The organism is Arcanobacterium phocae (assembly GCF_900105865.1).
In the GTDB taxonomy this organism is placed as follows: domain Bacteria; phylum Actinomycetota; class Actinomycetes; order Actinomycetales; family Actinomycetaceae; genus Arcanobacterium; species Arcanobacterium phocae.
The window spans coordinates 1,228,510-1,244,930 of the sequence record NZ_LT629804.1; the positions used below are offsets into that span (position 1 = coordinate 1,228,510).

The window sequence follows — 16,421 nt, forward strand, 5'->3', positions numbered from 1 at the left end:
GAGAGTCCAACCGTAAATCTGCACTATCAAACCCAACTCTATTGGGAATGATAACTATTCTCAAGTAGTTAAGACGTGTTATCGTGTATTGCACAATGCACGGTAGACTGGCAGTTATGTCTACAGAATTACAGCGCACAATTATCACGTCTTTGGGAGTCAAACCCACGATCGACCCTACTGAGGAAGTCCGAACTCGAGTCGATTTTCTTTGTGACTATGTTCGAGCTACACATACAAGTGGATTCGTTTTGGGGATTTCTGGCGGCGTGGACTCTACTTTGGGTGGGCGACTCGCTCAACTAGCCGCCGAGAAGCTCCGCAGTGAAGGCTATGAGGCTCGATTCATCGCGGTACGTTTGCCATACGGAGTACAGGCTGATGAAAAAGATGCAACGGGCGCAGTGGAATGGATCAATCCAGACCAAGCCGTCACGATTAATATACAAACGGCTACCGATGCGATGGTAGCCGCCTATAGCGATGGAATGGCTGCAACAATTACCGACTTTAATAAAGGCAATGTTAAAGCACGGATGCGGATGATCGCGCAATTCGCTATCGCTGGCGACGAACGCTTATTGGTTATTGGCACTGATCACGCGGCTGAGAATATCACTGGATTCTTCACAAAATTCGGTGATGGTGCAGCCGATATTCTGCCACTTGCTGGTTTGAACAAACGGCAAGTTCGCTCACTTGCTCAGTATCTGGGAGCGCCAGAGTACCTATGGCGTAAAACTCCAACAGCAGATCTACTTGACGGTAATCCTGGACGCACCGATGAAGATGAACTTGGTATGAGTTACGAGCATATTGACGACTATCTCGAAGGTAAAGAGATACCGACGCCGATCGCTAACAAGCTTGAACAACGCTGGGTGCGAGCGCAGCACAAACGAGTTATGCCGGTGCAACCAAGTGATACATGGTGGCGAGAGAACTAAATTCTCTCTTTTGACTATTGCTCAGACATTGCGTGCTCCAATTGTGGAGTGCGCAATGTCTTATAAACTGACCAAATAATCGCGATCAACGGAATTGCAATAACTGCGCCCATAAGCCCGCCAGCAAATCCGCCCGCTGCCACGCCGATAGCTACGCCAACAGGGTGTACAGAGACCTTCTTTCCCATAATAAGAGGCTGCAAAAGGTGACCTTCAATTTGGCCAATAGCAGCGATACCAACACCGACAATGATGAACATTGTTAAACCGTCAGTAGCTAAGCCAACAAACATTGCTACCAGCATCGCGGTAGGTGCTCCGACGAGTGGAATAAAGGTTCCAAGCATGACAAGTACTGCCAACGGAGCAGCAAGCGGAAGATCCAAAATCCATAAGAAAATGAAAGAGAGACCGCCGTTAGTGACGGCGATAATCACTGTTCCGGCGGCATATCCAGAGAACGCTGACCAGCCGGCAAGGGCACCTTTATTGACGCGTTCGCGTTTGTGCTGTGGCACTAAATCTAGGAACCACTGCCACATGGATTCTCCTGATGCCAGCAGAAATACCGTAATAAAAATTGCTAGCGCGATCACTGTGACAATAATTGCTAGCTGACTAGCATTAGACAAAACAGTTTGGGCGATCGAACCAGCGTGATCTTGCGCGTAACGCGTGCCTTGTTGAAGCGCATCAGAGACGACGTCGAGCAGTTGCGATCGATGAACCTTGAATGGTAGCGATCCATCGGTGAGCATGGTGACGATATTATCGACGCCATTTGTGAACTGCCGGGCGAGGGCGTTCCACTGATTGATGACTGAAAAAACAATATATGTTACTAGACCACCAATTACTGCGAATCCGCTAATGACCGCAACTGCAGTTGCCAGTGCACGCGGTATGAATTTTTCCAACCAATTAACGATTGGGAGTAATACGGCGGTTAAAACGCAAGCAAGAAAGACACCGAGGAAGACTTGATAGACCATTCCCAATAAATACACTACTGCCGCAATAACGAGCCCAATTCCGATCAGTGACCAGGCACCAAGGCCGTATTTAACCAATGAATGTGGAATACCGGAGGAGCGGGGAGCGGGCTGACCAACGATGGTACTCCACGTTTGCTTTTCTACCGGCAGTTGAGGTTGAGAATGCGCTTCTGTCCGTTTCCTCATTAGCTACTCCTAAATACTGAGCTGACCTACGAACGCTCATCTAATAAAACTATAGCGAATGTCTGAATGAAACTTTAGGCCATGCTACAGGTACTTGCTCTTCGCCTCATAGTAGAGGAGAATGAAAGGGAAATCACAAAATCAGCAATGAAGCAGGTGCTCATGAAAAAGTTGATCAATGACCCGAGGAACGTCGTCACAGATGCCTTGCGAGGAATGTCAGTCGCGCACACACAGCTACGGATAGATCAGGATAAGCGCATCATATTTCGTGCTAGCGCGTCGCAGAAGAAAGTCGCGCTAGTATCTGGCGGTGGTTCTGGACACGAACCATTGCATGGCGGATTTGTTGGGACGGGGATGTTAGACGCTGCTGTAGCGGGAGAGATTTTTACATCTCCCACCCCAGACCAAGTTAGTGCTGCTATTGCGGGCGTCGATGGTGGTCAAGGCGTCCTGCTTATTATCAAAAACTATACTGGTGATGTTTTAAACTTTGAAATGGCTGCCGAACTTGCCCAAGCTGAAGGCGTGCAGGTGGAGAGCGTCGTCGTCAACGATGACGTTGCGGTAGAAGATTCTTCCTTTACTGCAGGACGGCGCGGCGTTGGACTGACCGTTTTACTCGAAAAGATCGCGGGAGCTGCGGCAGAAGAAGGACAAGGTCTGCAACAGGTTACCCAGATAGCACAGCAGGTGATTGAGAATGGTCGCTCAATGGGAGTTGCACTATCATCCGTCACACTACCCGCCGTAGGAAAACCATCCTTTGATCTGCCCGATGACGAAATCGAAATGGGAGTGGGCATCCATGGCGAACCTGGACGCCATCGCATCGGAATGAAAGACGCCCATGGGATCGCATCCGATCTAGTAGAGGCAATCCTCGCGGACCTTGATTTTACGGATTCGCCAGTGATAGCCATGCTCAATGGCATGGGCGCTACTCCGCTGATCGAACTCTATGTTATGTACGGGGAAGTAGAACGGTTGCTGGCCGAACGCGGGGTACGGGTGGTTCGCAACCTCGTCGGCAATTACATCACGTCACTGGACATGGCTGGATGCTCGTTAACTTTGCTTCGCGCCGACGACGAACTGCTCCGCCTCTGGGACGCCCCCGTGGCGACTCCGGCTTTGACACGAGGAGAAGCTACTGCTGCAACGTCGTCGTTTGAACGTCCTAAGACTCCGGCAACGATGAAGGGTAAGCCGGAAGTGTTCATGAAGGATGAGGCTCGTCAAGCCGAGCATGCATCTGGCAACGGCATTAGTATTGGGATGATGAAACGCTGGATTGGTATCGCAGCCGAGATTATCAATGACAACCAAGAGCAGCTCACCGAACTTGATGCGACCATTGGTGATGCGGACCATGGCACAAATATTTCGCGCGGAATGACGCAAGCATATGCGACACTTGAAAAATCTCAGCCTGACTCTTTTACAGAGATTGGTAAGACAGTTGGGATGTCATTGGTCTCGAGCGTGGGCGGAGCTTCTGGTCCACTTTATGGCACATTCTTCCTCCGTTTCGGGCAAGAAACTGCAGGTATAGAAGAACTCGATGTGCCCACGTTAGCAGCTGCATTCCGAGCCGGTGTTGACGGGGTTCGCGCTCGCGGAAAAGCCGAGGCCGGCGAGAAAACTATGCTCGATGTTCTTATGCCAGTAGCAGACGTCCTCGAAGCATATTCGGACGCTCAGTTGCACGATGCGATTAGTGCTGCTCGGCAGGCGGCATTCACTGGCAGAGACGAAACTGTGGATATGGTAGCGAAGAAAGGGCGAGCATCTTACCTAGGCGAACGATCGATAGGGCATATGGATCCGGGTGCAGCCTCAGCAGCACTGATCGTTGATGCCCTTGCCTCGGCAGTAGAGGAGCACCGATGAGCGTAGGCATAGTTCTGGTTTCGCACTCGGTTCAACTGGCGCAAGCGACCGTTGAGCTGATTGGTCAAATGCAGTCAGATAAGCCTGCAACCGTGGCTATTGCTGCCGGTAGCGCTGACGGCGGATTCGGCACGGATACCATGGCTATTATGAACGCCATCGAAGAAGCACAATCGGGTAATGGCGTTGTTGTGTTAACTGATCTGGGATCCGCAATTTTGTCCACAGATATGGCGTTGGAATTCCTTGGCTATCCAGATGACGTTGTGATGGTAGGCGCGCCGTTTGTAGAAGGCGCACTTGCTGCAACAATAACGGCGTCTAATGGTGGTGCTTTAGCTGACGTTGCTCAACAAGCACGAACAGCGTTAGACGCTAAACGACGTCATATCGACGGCGAACCTGCCAGTGGAATCGGCGTCGTTCCCCAACAGCCTTCCGCCGATACTATTTTCCATCAGCTTCGGGTTGTCAATGCGGCTGGCTTACACGCCCGTCCAGCTGCTCGCGTCGCACACCTTGCGAGCCAATATGATGCAGAGATAACTGTTATTTATCAAGGTGAACACGCTGCAGCCACATCTGCGATGGCATTAGCTGGATTAGGAACACAAGCAGGAGATCTTATTGAACTTCAAGCTAGTGGTCGCCAAGCATCGGAGGCACTAGTTGCGCTCACCGCGCTGATCGAATCTGGTTTTGGTGAAGACTAGATAAATGGGGGGGGCGACGGCGCTAACGACTAGCGTCGTCGTCCTTATTACTCTCCCTCGGCAAGCCTCCTTGCTTGACGGCTATCTCAAAGGTTTGCTGGAATCCCCTGCGCCACGTACCATACCCGTGATTACCAGGAATGATACGTGAGTCAACGTCCATCCCAGCTTTTTTGGCGAGACCAGATAGTAGACGCTGGGCAGTGCGTGCCCGAACGTCGGCATCGCCGCTTAAAAAGACAGCAGTAATCCCGGAAAATCGTGAGTCGTTGTCTGCGATAGCACGCTCAAAAATATCCTTAGGGTTGATCTTTTGGAAGGCGTCTTCATCGCCATGAAAAAGGGTGTTGACAGTTTCTTCATGCGTGGTGAGCATAGGCTCTTCGTAGCCGGAGAGGTTAATGAATGCTCCATATGATGTAGGCGCATTGGTCACGACTTGGAGCGAACACGTACCGCCGTAGCTGAGGCCAGCAAGAGTCCAATGCGATTGATCTGGATCTACTCGCAGTCGCTCTTTTATGAGTTGCGGGACATCGTGGCCCAGATATGTCTGCATTTTGATTTCGGGCCCATCAACACAGGCTGGATCCCCTGACCATGACCCGGTGGCATCAACAGAAACAAGAATAGGTGAAATGCCGTCGTGATCGCGTTGATAATGATCGGCGGGAATAGCTGCGTCTCCAACCGCGAACCAGCGTTGTGGCGAGCCCGGATTTCCATGGAGGAGGACGACGACGGGAAGGTCTAGCTCTGGATGTGTCCAGTAGGCTGGGGGAATATACGCCCATGCGTCACGGGCGTTAAGCCCTGAATCTGTTCCTTTTAATGGAATAGTGACTAGCGCTCCAACATCTCGAAAGCGATTTTGTGGTGGTTTGGTGCGGGATAGGAAGTCGTTATACGACATTTCTACGGTGATGTTACGCGGAAAAAACGACCCTATTGAGGCGTATTCTTCGTAGGTTAAGTTAGCGACGAGGTACGTGTTGGCGCTGGCAAAGACAGTAATAATAGCTAAAAGGAAACGGCGTCCGTGTACCGTGAACATGCCGATCAACGCCGTGACCGCAGCGAAAAGAGCAATAAATATTTCCCACGGTACCAGCCCTGGGAACGGAGCAGGCCAAACGATAAAGTAAAACCAACTTGCGCTAGCTATGACTAGACCCGCGACAAGTGCCACTAATCCACCTAAACGTGAGCCATTGCTCGTCTTTTTTAGCGTGAGAAGGCACACGGCAATAATAAATAAAACTGTCACAACGTAAATGATTATTGCTGGAACCATGCCAACGAGCACCAGGCGATCAAGAAAGTCCATAGTCGAATCATCTCAAAGTTTATTGATAAAATTGAATAGTACCACGCAAAAATTACTGTGGCGCTTAGCGCTTTTTGAAAGGTCCAGCTGTGACTGCTCTGTTGCTTGAATCCCCATTATTAACCATTTTTGTTGTTGTTGCCTTAGGCACGATAGTTGGGGCTATACCGTTTGGTCCGTTACGCCTCGGTGCAGCCGGTGCGCTTTTCGTCGGACTGGCGATTGGAAATGCCGTGCCGGACATCGCTGATTCAATGGGGATGATTCAGAGTCTCGGACTGGCGCTTTTTGTCTACACGGTAGGTTTGAGCGCAGGACAAACGTTCTTCGCTGATCTTGTGCGGCAGTCTAAGTTGATGATCGCGTCGATCGGAGTGCTTCTCGTGGGGGCTGCTGTGACGGTGGCTGGGGGAATACTCCTGGGCTTTGACTCGGATTTCTCGGTCGGTATTTTCGCTGGTGCGACGACGAATACTCCTGCTCTTGCTGCGGCTTCAGCAGCTACTGGTACTGAAGCGCCAGCAGTTGGATATTCATTGGCATATCCGATGGGCGTTATTTTCGGAATTGTTTTTGTTGCTTTAATCGTTGGACGGAACTGGACCGGTAAAAACGACACTGAATCGTTAGCAGGAAAACATTTGTCAGCTGTTACTGCCAACGTTGAACAGAAACTGGAAATTCGTCGAGTTCCGGGTTGGCAAGAAGAGCGTATCCGGATGTCTTACTTGCGTCGTGGTGACGATCAGCGAGTGGTTAGTCCGGGCGAAGTTTTATTGCCAGGGGATCGTGTGGTCGTCGTTGGTTTGCCTGACGACGTCGAATGCGCAGTTGGTGTTATCGGCTCTGTAGTTGATGAACATTTGGCTGATGACCGCTCTATTGTTGGATTCCGTAGTTTCGTTGTCTCGCATAAGGCGCTTGCTGGTCGATCAATTGCTTCGCTGAATTTGCCTGCTCAGTTTGGGGCAATGATCACCCGAGTGCACCGCGGCGATGTTGAATTGCTAGCTTCGGATGATCTGCGGTTAGAACTTGGTGATCGTATAGCTGTTGTTTATCCGCGTTCGGAAGAAAAGGCTATCGAAAAGTATTTTGGTAATTCTCAACGTAAGATTTCCGAGGTTGACGCTATCGGAATGGGACTTGGTCTCGCTGTTGGTTTGCTGGTTGGAATGGTTGCCATTTCATTGCCGGGCGGAACAACGTTCAGCTTGGGTGCAGCCGCTGGTCCATTGTTGGTCGGTATGGTCTTGGGTAATTTGCAACGGACGGGCCCGTTGGTGTGGCAGTTGCCGTTGTCAGCTAATCTAACGATACGTCAGCTCGGTTTGCTACTTTTCTTAGCAGCAGTAGGAATCGCATCAGGTCCGGCATTTGCGGATACAGCATTTACGGCTCAAGGTGTTAAAGCTGGTTTGCTTGGTGCTGGTATCGCCATATTAGTGGTGGGGATGACAGCGATTGCGGGTCGATTGCTGGGACTGTCAGCTCCCCGTACTGCCGGTGCTATGGCCGGTATCCTCGGGCAGCCTGCTATCTTGGCGTTCGCGTCGTCGAAGGTGCATGACGAACGAATCGAAAGTGGCTATGCGGCGATTTTTGCACTGGGAATGATTGCGAAGATTATTTTTGTTTCGCTTATTCTCTTATTCTGACTGCGTCCTGAAGGCAAAGATGTGGCGTTACAGATGTGACAGATGTGATATTTGGAGTCAAAAGTTAGTGACTTAATCTATGTTTTTAGCGAAACACGCCTAGAAATTCGAGTTTTTAGCTGATTTTCCGCTAGATTTCTAGGTAGCGGCTAAAAAGCCCGTTCGAACAACTTCGATTTGGAGGAAGAACTATGTCCCTCAACCGTACAGAGCTTATTGCCAAGATTGCTGAAGAAGCTGGCATCACCAAGACTGACGCTGATAAGGCTATGTCTGCACTACAGTCCGTTCTCGTTGATTCCCTTGCCAAGGGCGAAGCAGTGAAGATTACCGGTCTCATGTCCGTTGAGCGTACCGAGCGTGCAGAGCGCAAGGGCCGCAACCCACGTACCGGCGAAGAAATCAAGATCCCAGCCGGTTACGGCGTCAAGATCTCTGCTGGTTCAACCTTGAAGAAGGCTGTTGCTAAGTGATCTAGTCGTTCTAGACGTAAAATCAGGGCAGCATCACATTGATACTGCCCTGATTTTATGCTCGGCGTATGACGTCACATGCTAGGCCAATAACGTTACCCGATGCCTACGTTAAACTAGATGTATGTCTATTTCAGATCCGAATGCTCGTCCTTCTGAGCCTGGTCAGCCACAAGCACCAAGCCTGAATCCATCGTCAACTACTGCTGTTCTTGAACATACCGAAGAACAAAAAGCACCGGGCGATGATGAACGGTTCGCTCATTACGTTCGCAAAGATCGTATTGTGCAATCAGCTGTTGAAGGTGGCCCAGTGGTGGCCTTGTGTGGGAAAGTGTGGACACCTGTGCGTAACCCAGATAAGTACCCGCTGTGTCCTACATGCAAAGCAATCTATGAGCAGATGGGGAATATGGGCAATAGTTGGCCGTTCGGTCCCAATGTTCCAGGTAAGGGAGGATCAGGCAACGGCGCTGGGGGCGAACAATGAGTTCTGAGCTGAAAGGCTCAGCACACACGCCACAAACTGCGTCTGTTTCGGCAGCTGAAAATCTTCCTCCGGTATTCCCGCGTCGTGCGGCGTGGGGTACTGCGGGGTCTTTGCGTGCCTGGCAGGCGGCAGCGCTAGAGCAGTTTATGGCAACTATGCCACAGGATTTTCTGGCCGTGGCTACTCCAGGTGCTGGAAAAACGACCTTCGCTCTTCGCGTTGCCACGGAGCTGATGGCCCGCCGCGAGGTCAATGAAATCGTTGTGGTCGCACCAACTGAGCATTTGAAATACCAGTGGGCGGAAGCTGGCGCCCGAGTAGGCTTACAGCTAGACCCGGATTTTTCGAACTCGAATATCGGTTTAGGTTCGTCGTTTAACGGTGCCTGCGTGACGTACGCACAGGTGGCCCGTGCGCCGATGTTCCATCGCCAGCGTATTGCCTCGCGAAAAACGCTAGTTATTTTGGACGAGGTGCACCACGGTGGCGATAATCTTTCATGGGGTGACGCTATCCGGGTGGCATTTTCGGTAGCGAAGCATCGGCTAAGCCTTACTGGAACACCGTTCCGTTCGGATACGTCGGCTATCCCATTCGTGACCTATGAGCCTGATGGTGACGGCGTTTATCGCTCAAAGGCAGACTACACCTATGGTTATGCCGAAGCCTTACGTGATTTCGTGGTCCGTCCAGTCATGTTTATGTCTTATACCGGCAATATGCAGTGGCAAACCAAGCATGGCGAAGTGATGGAAGCAACGCTTGGCGAACCCCTCACAAAAGATCTGATCGCGCAAGCTTGGCGCACGGCTCTGGACCCGAGCGGTGAATGGATTCAAGCTGTGCTTAAAGCAGCCGATGAACGGTTAAACGTCGTTCGGCGAAGCGTTCCCGACGCTGGTGGCCTAGTAATCGCGACCGATCACAAAACCGCGAAAGCATACGCTGGACTTCTAGATAAAATCACTGGCGAAAAAACTACTGTGGTGCTCTCGGATGACAACACTGCCTCAGATAAAATCGCCCAGTTTTCTGCCGGTACCAGCCGATGGATGGTGGCGGTACGCATGGTATCTGAGGGAGTGGACGTTCCACGCTTGTGCGTAGGAGTATATGCAACGTCTGCTTCGACGCCACTCTTTTTCGCCCAGGCAATTGGCCGTTTCGTGCGTTCTCGCAAGCGTGGCGAGACAGCGTCGGTATTTTTACCATCGGTGCCTCGGCTACTGGGGCTCGCCGGGGAGCTGGAAGCCCAACGAGACCATGCGCTGAATAAACCGTCATCTGACGAAGAGCAACAAGGCTGGGATGACGAATCCTTGGCAGAAGCTAACCGTGAAGAGAAAGCTTCTGATGATTTGGAAGGCCCCGGGTATCGGGCACTTTCGGCGGCAGCTACCTTCGATAAGGTCGTCTTTGACGGCGACGATTTCGGCTCGTGGGCAGAAGTCGGCTCGGATGAGGAAGCTGATTTCTTGGGCATTCCGGGGTTGCTGGAGCCCGACGACGTTGCCACCTTGTTGCGCCAACATCAGCATGATCAACAAAGTAAAGCCGCTAAGCGTCCCGCATCTGGTACGGCTCCGGTGATGAATTCGCGTCGTCGTCGGGAAAAACGGCAAGAATTATCAAAAATCGTGTCAGCATATTCGGCGAAAACTGGGAGAGCACACGCTCTTATCCACACTGATCTGCGCAATGCGTGTGGTGGGCCAGAAGTAGCTCGTGCCTCGCTGGAACAGATCGAGGCACGTATCGCTCAGTTGCAGCGCTGGTTTGTTGGGCGTAAATAAATAATTGGGTGGGTAGCTGATACTACCCACCCAATTATTTGGTATGTGTAAATTATCGAATATCGACGAATTCGGTCCGAATACCAGGCTCACCTTCGGACAGACGCCATGCGTTGTATGGCAGTGCAGCGCGAGAAGAACGATGACGTTCGGCGGCTCGGCCCAACGCAGTAGCGTTCATATATTCATCTTGAATATCGCCACCAGACACCAAGATAACTTGAAGTGGGCGAGCACCTTGTTCCTTAAGGTAAGCAATTCCGTCTTCGAAATCATCGACAGTGACGATTAATTCTGCAGTGGCTCGGCCGGTGACATCGTACTTGCGGCCAGCAACCTTTAGTCCACCACGAGAGGTCTTAGACTCAGACCGCTTACTGACTCCAATCCAGGTATCTGTTTCTTCGTCCTTGCGCGCCACTAACTTATACACGAGCTGCGCTGTAGGATGACCAGACCCCGTCACAAGCTTTGTGCCGACGCCGTAGGCGTCCACCGGAGCAGCGTTCAATGCCGCAATAGCGTACTCGTCCAAGTCTGAGGTGACGGTGATCTTCGTCGTCGTTGCACCTAATTCGTCTAGTTGAGCACGAACTTGGAACGCTTGGGCAACCAAATCACCAGAATCGATACGAACCGCGCCGAGCTCGCCGCCAGCTGCGCGTGCTGCCGCAACTGCCTTCTCTACGCCGTCGTGAATGTTGTAGGTGTCCACAAGCAATGTAGTGTTCGGACCAAGAGTGCGGATCTGAGCCGCAAACGCCTCATCTTCGGAATCATGAAGCAAAGTAAACGAGTGCGCTGCCGTGCCAATCGTCGAAATGCCGTACCGGCGTCCAGCTTCCAGATCAGAAGTTCCCACGAAACCCCCAATAACCGCTGCACGGGCTGCCGCAACTGCGCTGTATTCATGGGTGCGGCGTGCCCCCATCTCTAAGCATGGGCGATCGTGTGCCGCAATCGTCACTCGCGAGGCCGCCGTCGCCACCGCTGAATCATAATTCAAGATCGACAAAACGAGAGTTTCCAGTACAACACACTCTGCAAAAGTGCCGACTACCGTAAGTAACGGCGAGTACGGGAAGTAACATTCACCTTCGGCATACCCATAAATATCTCCAGTAAAACGCCAGTTCTTCAAAAACTCCAAGGTGCGCTCGCCAACAACATGGGCATCACGCAAGTAGGCAATTTCGTCGTCGTCAAACGTGAAATCTTGCAGAGCTTCTAAAATACGTCCCGTGCCCGCGACTACACCGTAACGCCGTGAACCGGGGAGACGGCGGCCAAATACTTCGAAGACGCACGGTAATTCAGCGCGCCCAGTTTCGAAAGCTGACTCGATCATTGTCAGCTCATACATATCCGTTAGCAGAGCGGTACTCAAAGAATGTTTCATAGTTTAACCGTAGGCGGGAATGGACAAAAAATCTACCAAACAAGCTGTGTTTTCGCCCTCTGGACTAATCGCGTAGACTAGAAACGTGACTAATTCTGTTCCTGAAACTCACAGTGCACCCGCTGAGCATGGTTTGCCTGAAGCTCAGTGGCGCACTGTTGTCCATAATGATCCCGTTAACCTGATGACCTATGTCCAGTGGGTTTTCGAAACTTATTTTGGGATGACACCAACCGTAGCGCGTGCTCGGATGCTAACGGTTCATCGAGAGGGACGGGCAGTGGTTGCTAGTGGCGGGCGTGAATCGATGGAACGCCATGTTCAGGCGCTCCACGGATATGGCCTGCGAGCAACCTTAGAACAGGAGGACTGATGCGCGCATTTTTGGCGGTACGCGGGGGATATGAGGCCCAACTAGATGACGAAGAGCGGGCCATGATGATGGGGCTGGCATCGGACGTTGTGGTGATTCTTGGGTCGCACGTTGATCGCGAACTGGATCGCCGGCAACGAATTGCCGAGGATCCATTTGCGGCTTTCGAAGATCAGTTCACAGCTATCGAAAAACGGGTAGAAGACGACGGCGATGAAAACCTGTTTACGGTTCCTGATTTGCCGATGGATGATGCGTTAGAACGGCTACTGCCGGATATGAGTGAAGACCCCGAACTAGCCGCTGAGCTTCGGGCTATTACCGAAGAGAGCGTGGCTGCAACGAAGATCGATCATCTAGTGTCAATGTATGAGACGTTGTCTGCTATCCCAGAAGGCATTATGGATGTCACGATTACGAATGATGCGGCACCTGCGTGGTTGGCGGCAATGAACGATATTCGGTTGGTGTTGTCGATGCGGCTAGAGATCGCTGACGACGACGATGCGGCACGTATCTATGAGCGGGCTGGGGTTTTCACCGGGACGAGTTCGCGTGACACATCTGGCTTACCGCCGATAGAAACTCAAGAAGATATGATGGCTGTGCTTTATGCCATGGTGACCTGGTGGCAAGAGTCACTGATAAGCGCAGTTCGCCATAAGTCGCTTCGCGGGTAAAATTGACAGTATGAATAGTGCACGCAATGACGCCCCGATTGGGGTCTTCGATTCCGGGGTCGGGGGCCTGACTGTTGCGCGCGCCATTATTGATCAGCTCCCGAACGAATCAGTGACCTATATTGGTGATACAGCTAATTGCCCGTATGGCCCGCGCCCGATTGCGCAAGTGCGTGAACTAGCGTTGAATGTGATGGATCATCTGGTTGCAACCGGCGTAAAAATGCTGGTGATTGCATGTAATACTGCATCGTCAGCAGTTTTGCATGACGCTCGGGAGCGGTACACCGTTCAACAGGGAATCCCGGTTGTTGAAGTGATCCGTCCCGCGGCGCGAGCAGCAGTCCGCGCCACTCGTAATGGAAAAGTTGGCGTGATTGCTACCCAAGCGACGATCCGATCTGGGGCTTATGAGGATGCGTTTGCGGCTGTTCCTGATCTGCAGATAACCTCCGCTGTGGCCCCACGATTCGTAGAATTTGCAGAAGCAGGTATAACTACCGGTGCTGATCTGATGAATACCGCCAGAGACTATTTAGCACCAATCAAAGTAGCCGGCGTGGACACATTGGTTCTTGGATGTACGCACTATCCGTTCCTTTCTGGTGCTATTGGTTACGTGATGGGCGAGGATGTTCTGCTGGTTTCATCTGCTGATGAGACTGCGAAAGATGTCTATCGGGGACTGACTGAATCAGATCTGTTACGTGCCCCAAGTTCAGAAAAGCCGATTTATCAGTTTAATGTGACCGGCGCTGATGATTCATTCCGGGTCTTGGCTCGCCGGTTCTTAGGCCCAAAGGTATCTCATGTTTCGCATGTTGACATTCCATCTGCTCACCCTAATCCCGCCTCTTGAGGAGACGCTTTAAGTGAAACTCACAATTATTGGTTGCTCTGGTTCGATGTCTGGCAAAGATTCGCCGGCGTCGTCGTATTTACTCCAAGCCGAAGGCAAAGATGAGTCAGGACTGCAACGAACGTTCTCGATCGTGCTTGATTTTGGGCCAGGAGCGATGGGACGGTTGTTGCGCTATGTTGATCCCGCGATGATAGATGCAATGTTCTTTTCGCATCTTCATGCTGATCATTGTGCAGACATGGTAGGTATGCAGGTATACCGACGCTGGTATCCCGAGGGTGCATTGCCACAGATACCGGTATATTCTCCTGGCGATGGGGCCGCGCGAGTTCGGGGACTGTCAGCTGATGATCCGGCTGAAACCTATGAAACTGAATTCGATTTTCACGCCGTTGGGCCGGGAAATATTGTTCATGTTGGTCCGTTCAGCGTTGAATTCTTCGCCGCCTATCACACGGTACCAGCCTTATCGTTACGGATTACCGGACCTTCTGAAGACCCGGACCTGGGCCGACCGGCCGTTCTCACCTTTACTGGAGACACCGATACCTGCGACAGCGTTATCGACGCCGAACGCGACGCCGATCTTGTTCTTTCTGAAGCAGCGTTCGAAGAAGGGCGTGATACGGTTCGCGGAGTGCACCTAACGGGTGTGCGAGCTGGACAGATGGCAGCTGAAGCCGGTGCGAAGCGTTTGGTACTCACGCATCTGCAACCATGGACGAATCCTAGGAAGAATGCGGCAGACGCGCGCAGTGTTTTCGACGGCGATGTTCACGTGGCTAGTGCTGGGGATGTCTACACCCTCTAGCCCAAGGTAAGCCAAGTAGTTGAGTAGCTAGTGAGGCCTGGCCAGTAAAGCTAGGCCTCACTAGTGTCAGAGCCGTATGTCGGGTGTTTGAGTAGTTTTATGTCCATGAGTGAGAGATGCATGTGACAAGATCTGCGGACTTGATTCCGGTTGCAAGTCCAACACAAAATACACATCCTCCACCAAATGTGGCGGCGCATGCTGCACCGCATACAAAAGCGATCGTGCCAGCTACCCAGCTGTTGATGTGTAGTCTACCCAAACAGTCGTTCAGCTTATTCCAATCAAGGCCAGCTAAAGTGATCTCAGTTGTATTTTGAGCTTCAGTTTCGGATGGTAATTCGATATTTTTATTGTGGATTAGTTCGTTGTCAGCCCAAGATTTTACATTGGCATTATGTGCGTCCTTGATTGTTGTATATATTTCAGTAGTGTGGATCTCATCTTGTTCGAAATAAAAAACTACACGATTAACTGCGAGAAGATCTTCTGGTCCGCTTAACGGAACTGAGATCAGTCGAGTGTTTTTGTAGCTAAAAGCATCCGCTCTATCCCAGTCTAGTGATTCTAGGGAGTTTGGCATGTAGTTTAACATTTTTGCTTGGACTGTGAGGGAGGATGATTCGTCTTCTGGAAGTCTGCGGAGGTCAGATGCTATCGACATTGCTTCATGTCCTGCGGATATAGAAGAAAGTGGACTGTCGAGATTCACCATTGGTAACGTTTCGATGAGCTTAGAGCTCTCAACATTAGTATTAGTTTTAGCTGTTACTGCACTGGTACCTATACTTGAAATTCCTTCTTGAATGTTTGCCGTGGAACTGCGCGTTTGAGCTTGTACTGGACGATCAGATTCTAGATAGGGGGGGGGAGACAAGAAAGGACGCTAAGATACCGGCTAAGACGGCCGCGGCGACAATAATATATAGTTTAGTGCGGGACATAATATGAGATATTTTCGCTACAGCGTAGGTGAGGGCAAGTGTCATAAAGACTAGTGCGATAATGCTGAAGGAAGCTGCATATCTATGGAATTTTTCCATCGTAGCGAGATATGAGGCGACTGTACTCAAACCTAGGAGAGTAATTACAACAATTTTACTGCGGACAATGCTTGATTTTTCGTGATGTATAGACTTCATTTTTCCTCCTATAAAGTTAACTGGGTCACATTAAATATATCATATTTCCTCAAAGCTAACTAGGTAATATTGCCGGATTTATGGAATTGGGTGTGAAATACTTTTGATATGCGACAGCGGGTTTGGCTGATAATCCTGAATAATCAGCACTTCGAACTCCGGCAGACATTCGAGCTATTTATGGTGTGGTAACTGAAGAGGAAGACGATAAAGCAGATGTTCCAGATGGGAAGCTATTCCGTACCCGACCAGTGCAAGTGATCACCACATCTCAGAAAGTCATACATACGGGTTTTCGGCCGGAACAGAAAATAATGGCGGGTCTAGAATCAATGTTGCAGAAATTAGCGCGCTTGTCTGAGTCGTATGTTATCTCCCATATTGATCAAAAAGACCCCGTACTGCAAACAGTTCATCGAGGTGGATAATGATTGTTCGACGATTTTATGGGTTCTTGCCCAAGCAGAATTGTTTTCCGGTGGGACTGCGATGGAACGTCGAGAATTAGAACACCACGTAAAGAAATCGACTCCTACGATCAGCCGTCACATTAAGCATCTTGCAGAAGAAGGATGGGTAGAAGTGGTGTCTCAACGTCCCGTCACTATGAGGCTGTCCGACGAGGGTATGTCTCGGCTCGGCCTGCGGTAGTCTGCGGACCGATACGTACCCGGGT

The 16,421-nt window shown here is 50.9% G+C and carries 17 protein-coding genes; 13 read left to right on the forward strand and 4 right to left on the reverse strand.

Translation table 11 applies throughout. The features are described from left to right. The first annotated feature begins 116 nt into the window (after positions 1-116). Entirely contained in the window at positions 117-947 is an 831-nt protein-coding gene (nadE, locus tag BLT51_RS05440) for an ammonia-dependent NAD(+) synthetase (RefSeq protein WP_091282612.1), read from the forward strand. A gap of 14 nt (positions 948-961) precedes the next feature. Here nadE and BLT51_RS05445 read toward each other — a convergent pair whose 3' ends face one another. Continuing rightward, positions 962-2,128 (reverse strand): AI-2E family transporter, encoded by a 1,167-nt coding sequence (locus BLT51_RS05445; RefSeq protein WP_091280809.1) that lies wholly within the window; start codon positions 2,126-2,128, stop codon positions 962-964. Between the two features lie 162 nt (positions 2,129-2,290). On the opposite strand from BLT51_RS05445, the gene dhaK reads away from it, so the two are divergent. Together dhaK and dhaM are read left to right on the forward strand one after the other, a co-directional pair. Next, the gene (gene dhaK, locus BLT51_RS05450) at positions 2,291-4,024 is read left to right on the forward strand and encodes a dihydroxyacetone kinase subunit DhaK (RefSeq protein WP_091282614.1); all 1,734 of its coding nucleotides are present in this window, start codon (positions 2,291-2,293) and stop codon (positions 4,022-4,024) included. Continuing rightward, positions 4,021-4,737 carry a dihydroxyacetone kinase phosphoryl donor subunit DhaM gene (gene dhaM / locus BLT51_RS05455; RefSeq protein WP_091280810.1) on the forward strand — a complete coding sequence of 239 codons (717 nt, stop codon included), beginning with the start codon at positions 4,021-4,023 and terminating at the stop codon, positions 4,735-4,737. Before dhaK ends, dhaM begins: the two co-directional genes overlap by 4 nt. 22 nt (positions 4,738-4,759) lie before the next feature. On the opposite strand, the gene BLT51_RS05460 is transcribed toward dhaM, so the two are convergent. Next, positions 4,760-6,064, reverse strand: coding sequence for an alpha/beta hydrolase (locus BLT51_RS05460; protein ID WP_091280813.1), 1,305 nt, complete (start codon positions 6,062-6,064; stop codon positions 4,760-4,762). A gap of 89 nt (positions 6,065-6,153) precedes the next feature. Between BLT51_RS05460 and BLT51_RS05465 the strand changes: the two genes are divergently transcribed. The 4 genes from BLT51_RS05465 to BLT51_RS05480 all read left to right on the forward strand — a co-directional run bounded on the left by BLT51_RS05465 (position 6,154) and on the right by BLT51_RS05480 (position 10,478). Beyond that, positions 6,154-7,722, forward strand: coding sequence for an aspartate:alanine exchanger family transporter (locus BLT51_RS05465; protein WP_091280814.1), 1,569 nt, complete (start codon positions 6,154-6,156; stop codon positions 7,720-7,722). A gap of 191 nt (positions 7,723-7,913) precedes the next feature. Beyond that, positions 7,914-8,195 carry an HU family DNA-binding protein gene (locus tag BLT51_RS05470; RefSeq protein WP_091280817.1) on the forward strand — a complete coding sequence of 94 codons (282 nt, stop codon included), beginning with the start codon at positions 7,914-7,916 and terminating at the stop codon, positions 8,193-8,195. 124 nt (positions 8,196-8,319) lie between these two features. Then, on the forward strand, positions 8,320-8,685 hold the full coding sequence (locus tag BLT51_RS05475) for a DUF3039 domain-containing protein (protein WP_091280818.1): 366 nt from the start codon (positions 8,320-8,322) through the stop codon (positions 8,683-8,685). Beyond that, on the forward strand, positions 8,682-10,478 hold the full coding sequence (locus BLT51_RS05480) for a DEAD/DEAH box helicase (RefSeq protein ID WP_091280821.1): 1,797 nt from the start codon (positions 8,682-8,684) through the stop codon (positions 10,476-10,478). Before BLT51_RS05475 ends, BLT51_RS05480 begins: the two co-directional genes overlap by 4 nt. Positions 10,479-10,530: 52 nt before the next feature. Here BLT51_RS05480 and BLT51_RS05485 read toward each other — a convergent pair whose 3' ends face one another. Next, a complete protein-coding gene (locus BLT51_RS05485) occupies positions 10,531-11,877 on the reverse strand; it encodes a nicotinate phosphoribosyltransferase (RefSeq protein ID WP_091280822.1) in 1,347 nt (448 codons plus the stop codon). Between the two features lie 85 nt (positions 11,878-11,962). On the opposite strand from BLT51_RS05485, the gene clpS reads away from it, so the two are divergent. From clpS to BLT51_RS05505, 4 genes are read left to right on the forward strand one after another with little or no spacing between them, the layout of a single operon-like run. After that, complete coding sequence (clpS, locus tag BLT51_RS05490; protein ID WP_091280825.1) at positions 11,963-12,250, forward strand: ATP-dependent Clp protease adapter ClpS; 288 nt, start codon at positions 11,963-11,965, stop codon at positions 12,248-12,250. Beyond that, complete coding sequence (locus tag BLT51_RS05495; RefSeq protein WP_091280826.1) at positions 12,250-12,930, forward strand: DUF2017 family protein; 681 nt, start codon at positions 12,250-12,252, stop codon at positions 12,928-12,930. The genes clpS and BLT51_RS05495 overlap by 1 nt, the downstream gene beginning before the upstream one ends. A 10-nt stretch (positions 12,931-12,940) precedes the next feature. Continuing rightward, positions 12,941-13,789 (forward strand): glutamate racemase, encoded by an 849-nt coding sequence (gene murI / locus BLT51_RS05500; protein WP_091280828.1) that lies wholly within the window; start codon positions 12,941-12,943, stop codon positions 13,787-13,789. A gap of 13 nt (positions 13,790-13,802) precedes the next feature. Continuing rightward, positions 13,803-14,603 carry an MBL fold metallo-hydrolase gene (locus BLT51_RS05505; RefSeq protein ID WP_091280830.1) on the forward strand — a complete coding sequence of 267 codons (801 nt, stop codon included), beginning with the start codon at positions 13,803-13,805 and terminating at the stop codon, positions 14,601-14,603. Positions 14,604-14,700: 97 nt separating this feature from the next. Here BLT51_RS05505 and BLT51_RS05510 read toward each other — a convergent pair whose 3' ends face one another. Continuing rightward, on the reverse strand, positions 14,701-15,480 hold the full coding sequence (locus BLT51_RS05510; RefSeq protein WP_172801324.1) for a hypothetical protein: 780 nt from the start codon (positions 15,478-15,480) through the stop codon (positions 14,701-14,703). A gap of 450 nt (positions 15,481-15,930) precedes the next feature. On the opposite strand from BLT51_RS05510, the gene BLT51_RS05520 reads away from it, so the two are divergent. Continuing rightward, complete coding sequence (locus BLT51_RS05520) at positions 15,931-16,173, forward strand: cupredoxin domain-containing protein (protein ID WP_091280836.1); 243 nt, start codon at positions 15,931-15,933, stop codon at positions 16,171-16,173. After that, a complete protein-coding gene (locus BLT51_RS09100; RefSeq protein WP_157672924.1) occupies positions 16,166-16,396 on the forward strand; it encodes an ArsR family transcriptional regulator in 231 nt (76 codons plus the stop codon). Before BLT51_RS05520 ends, BLT51_RS09100 begins: the two co-directional genes overlap by 8 nt. Positions 16,397-16,421: the final 25 nt, after the last annotated feature.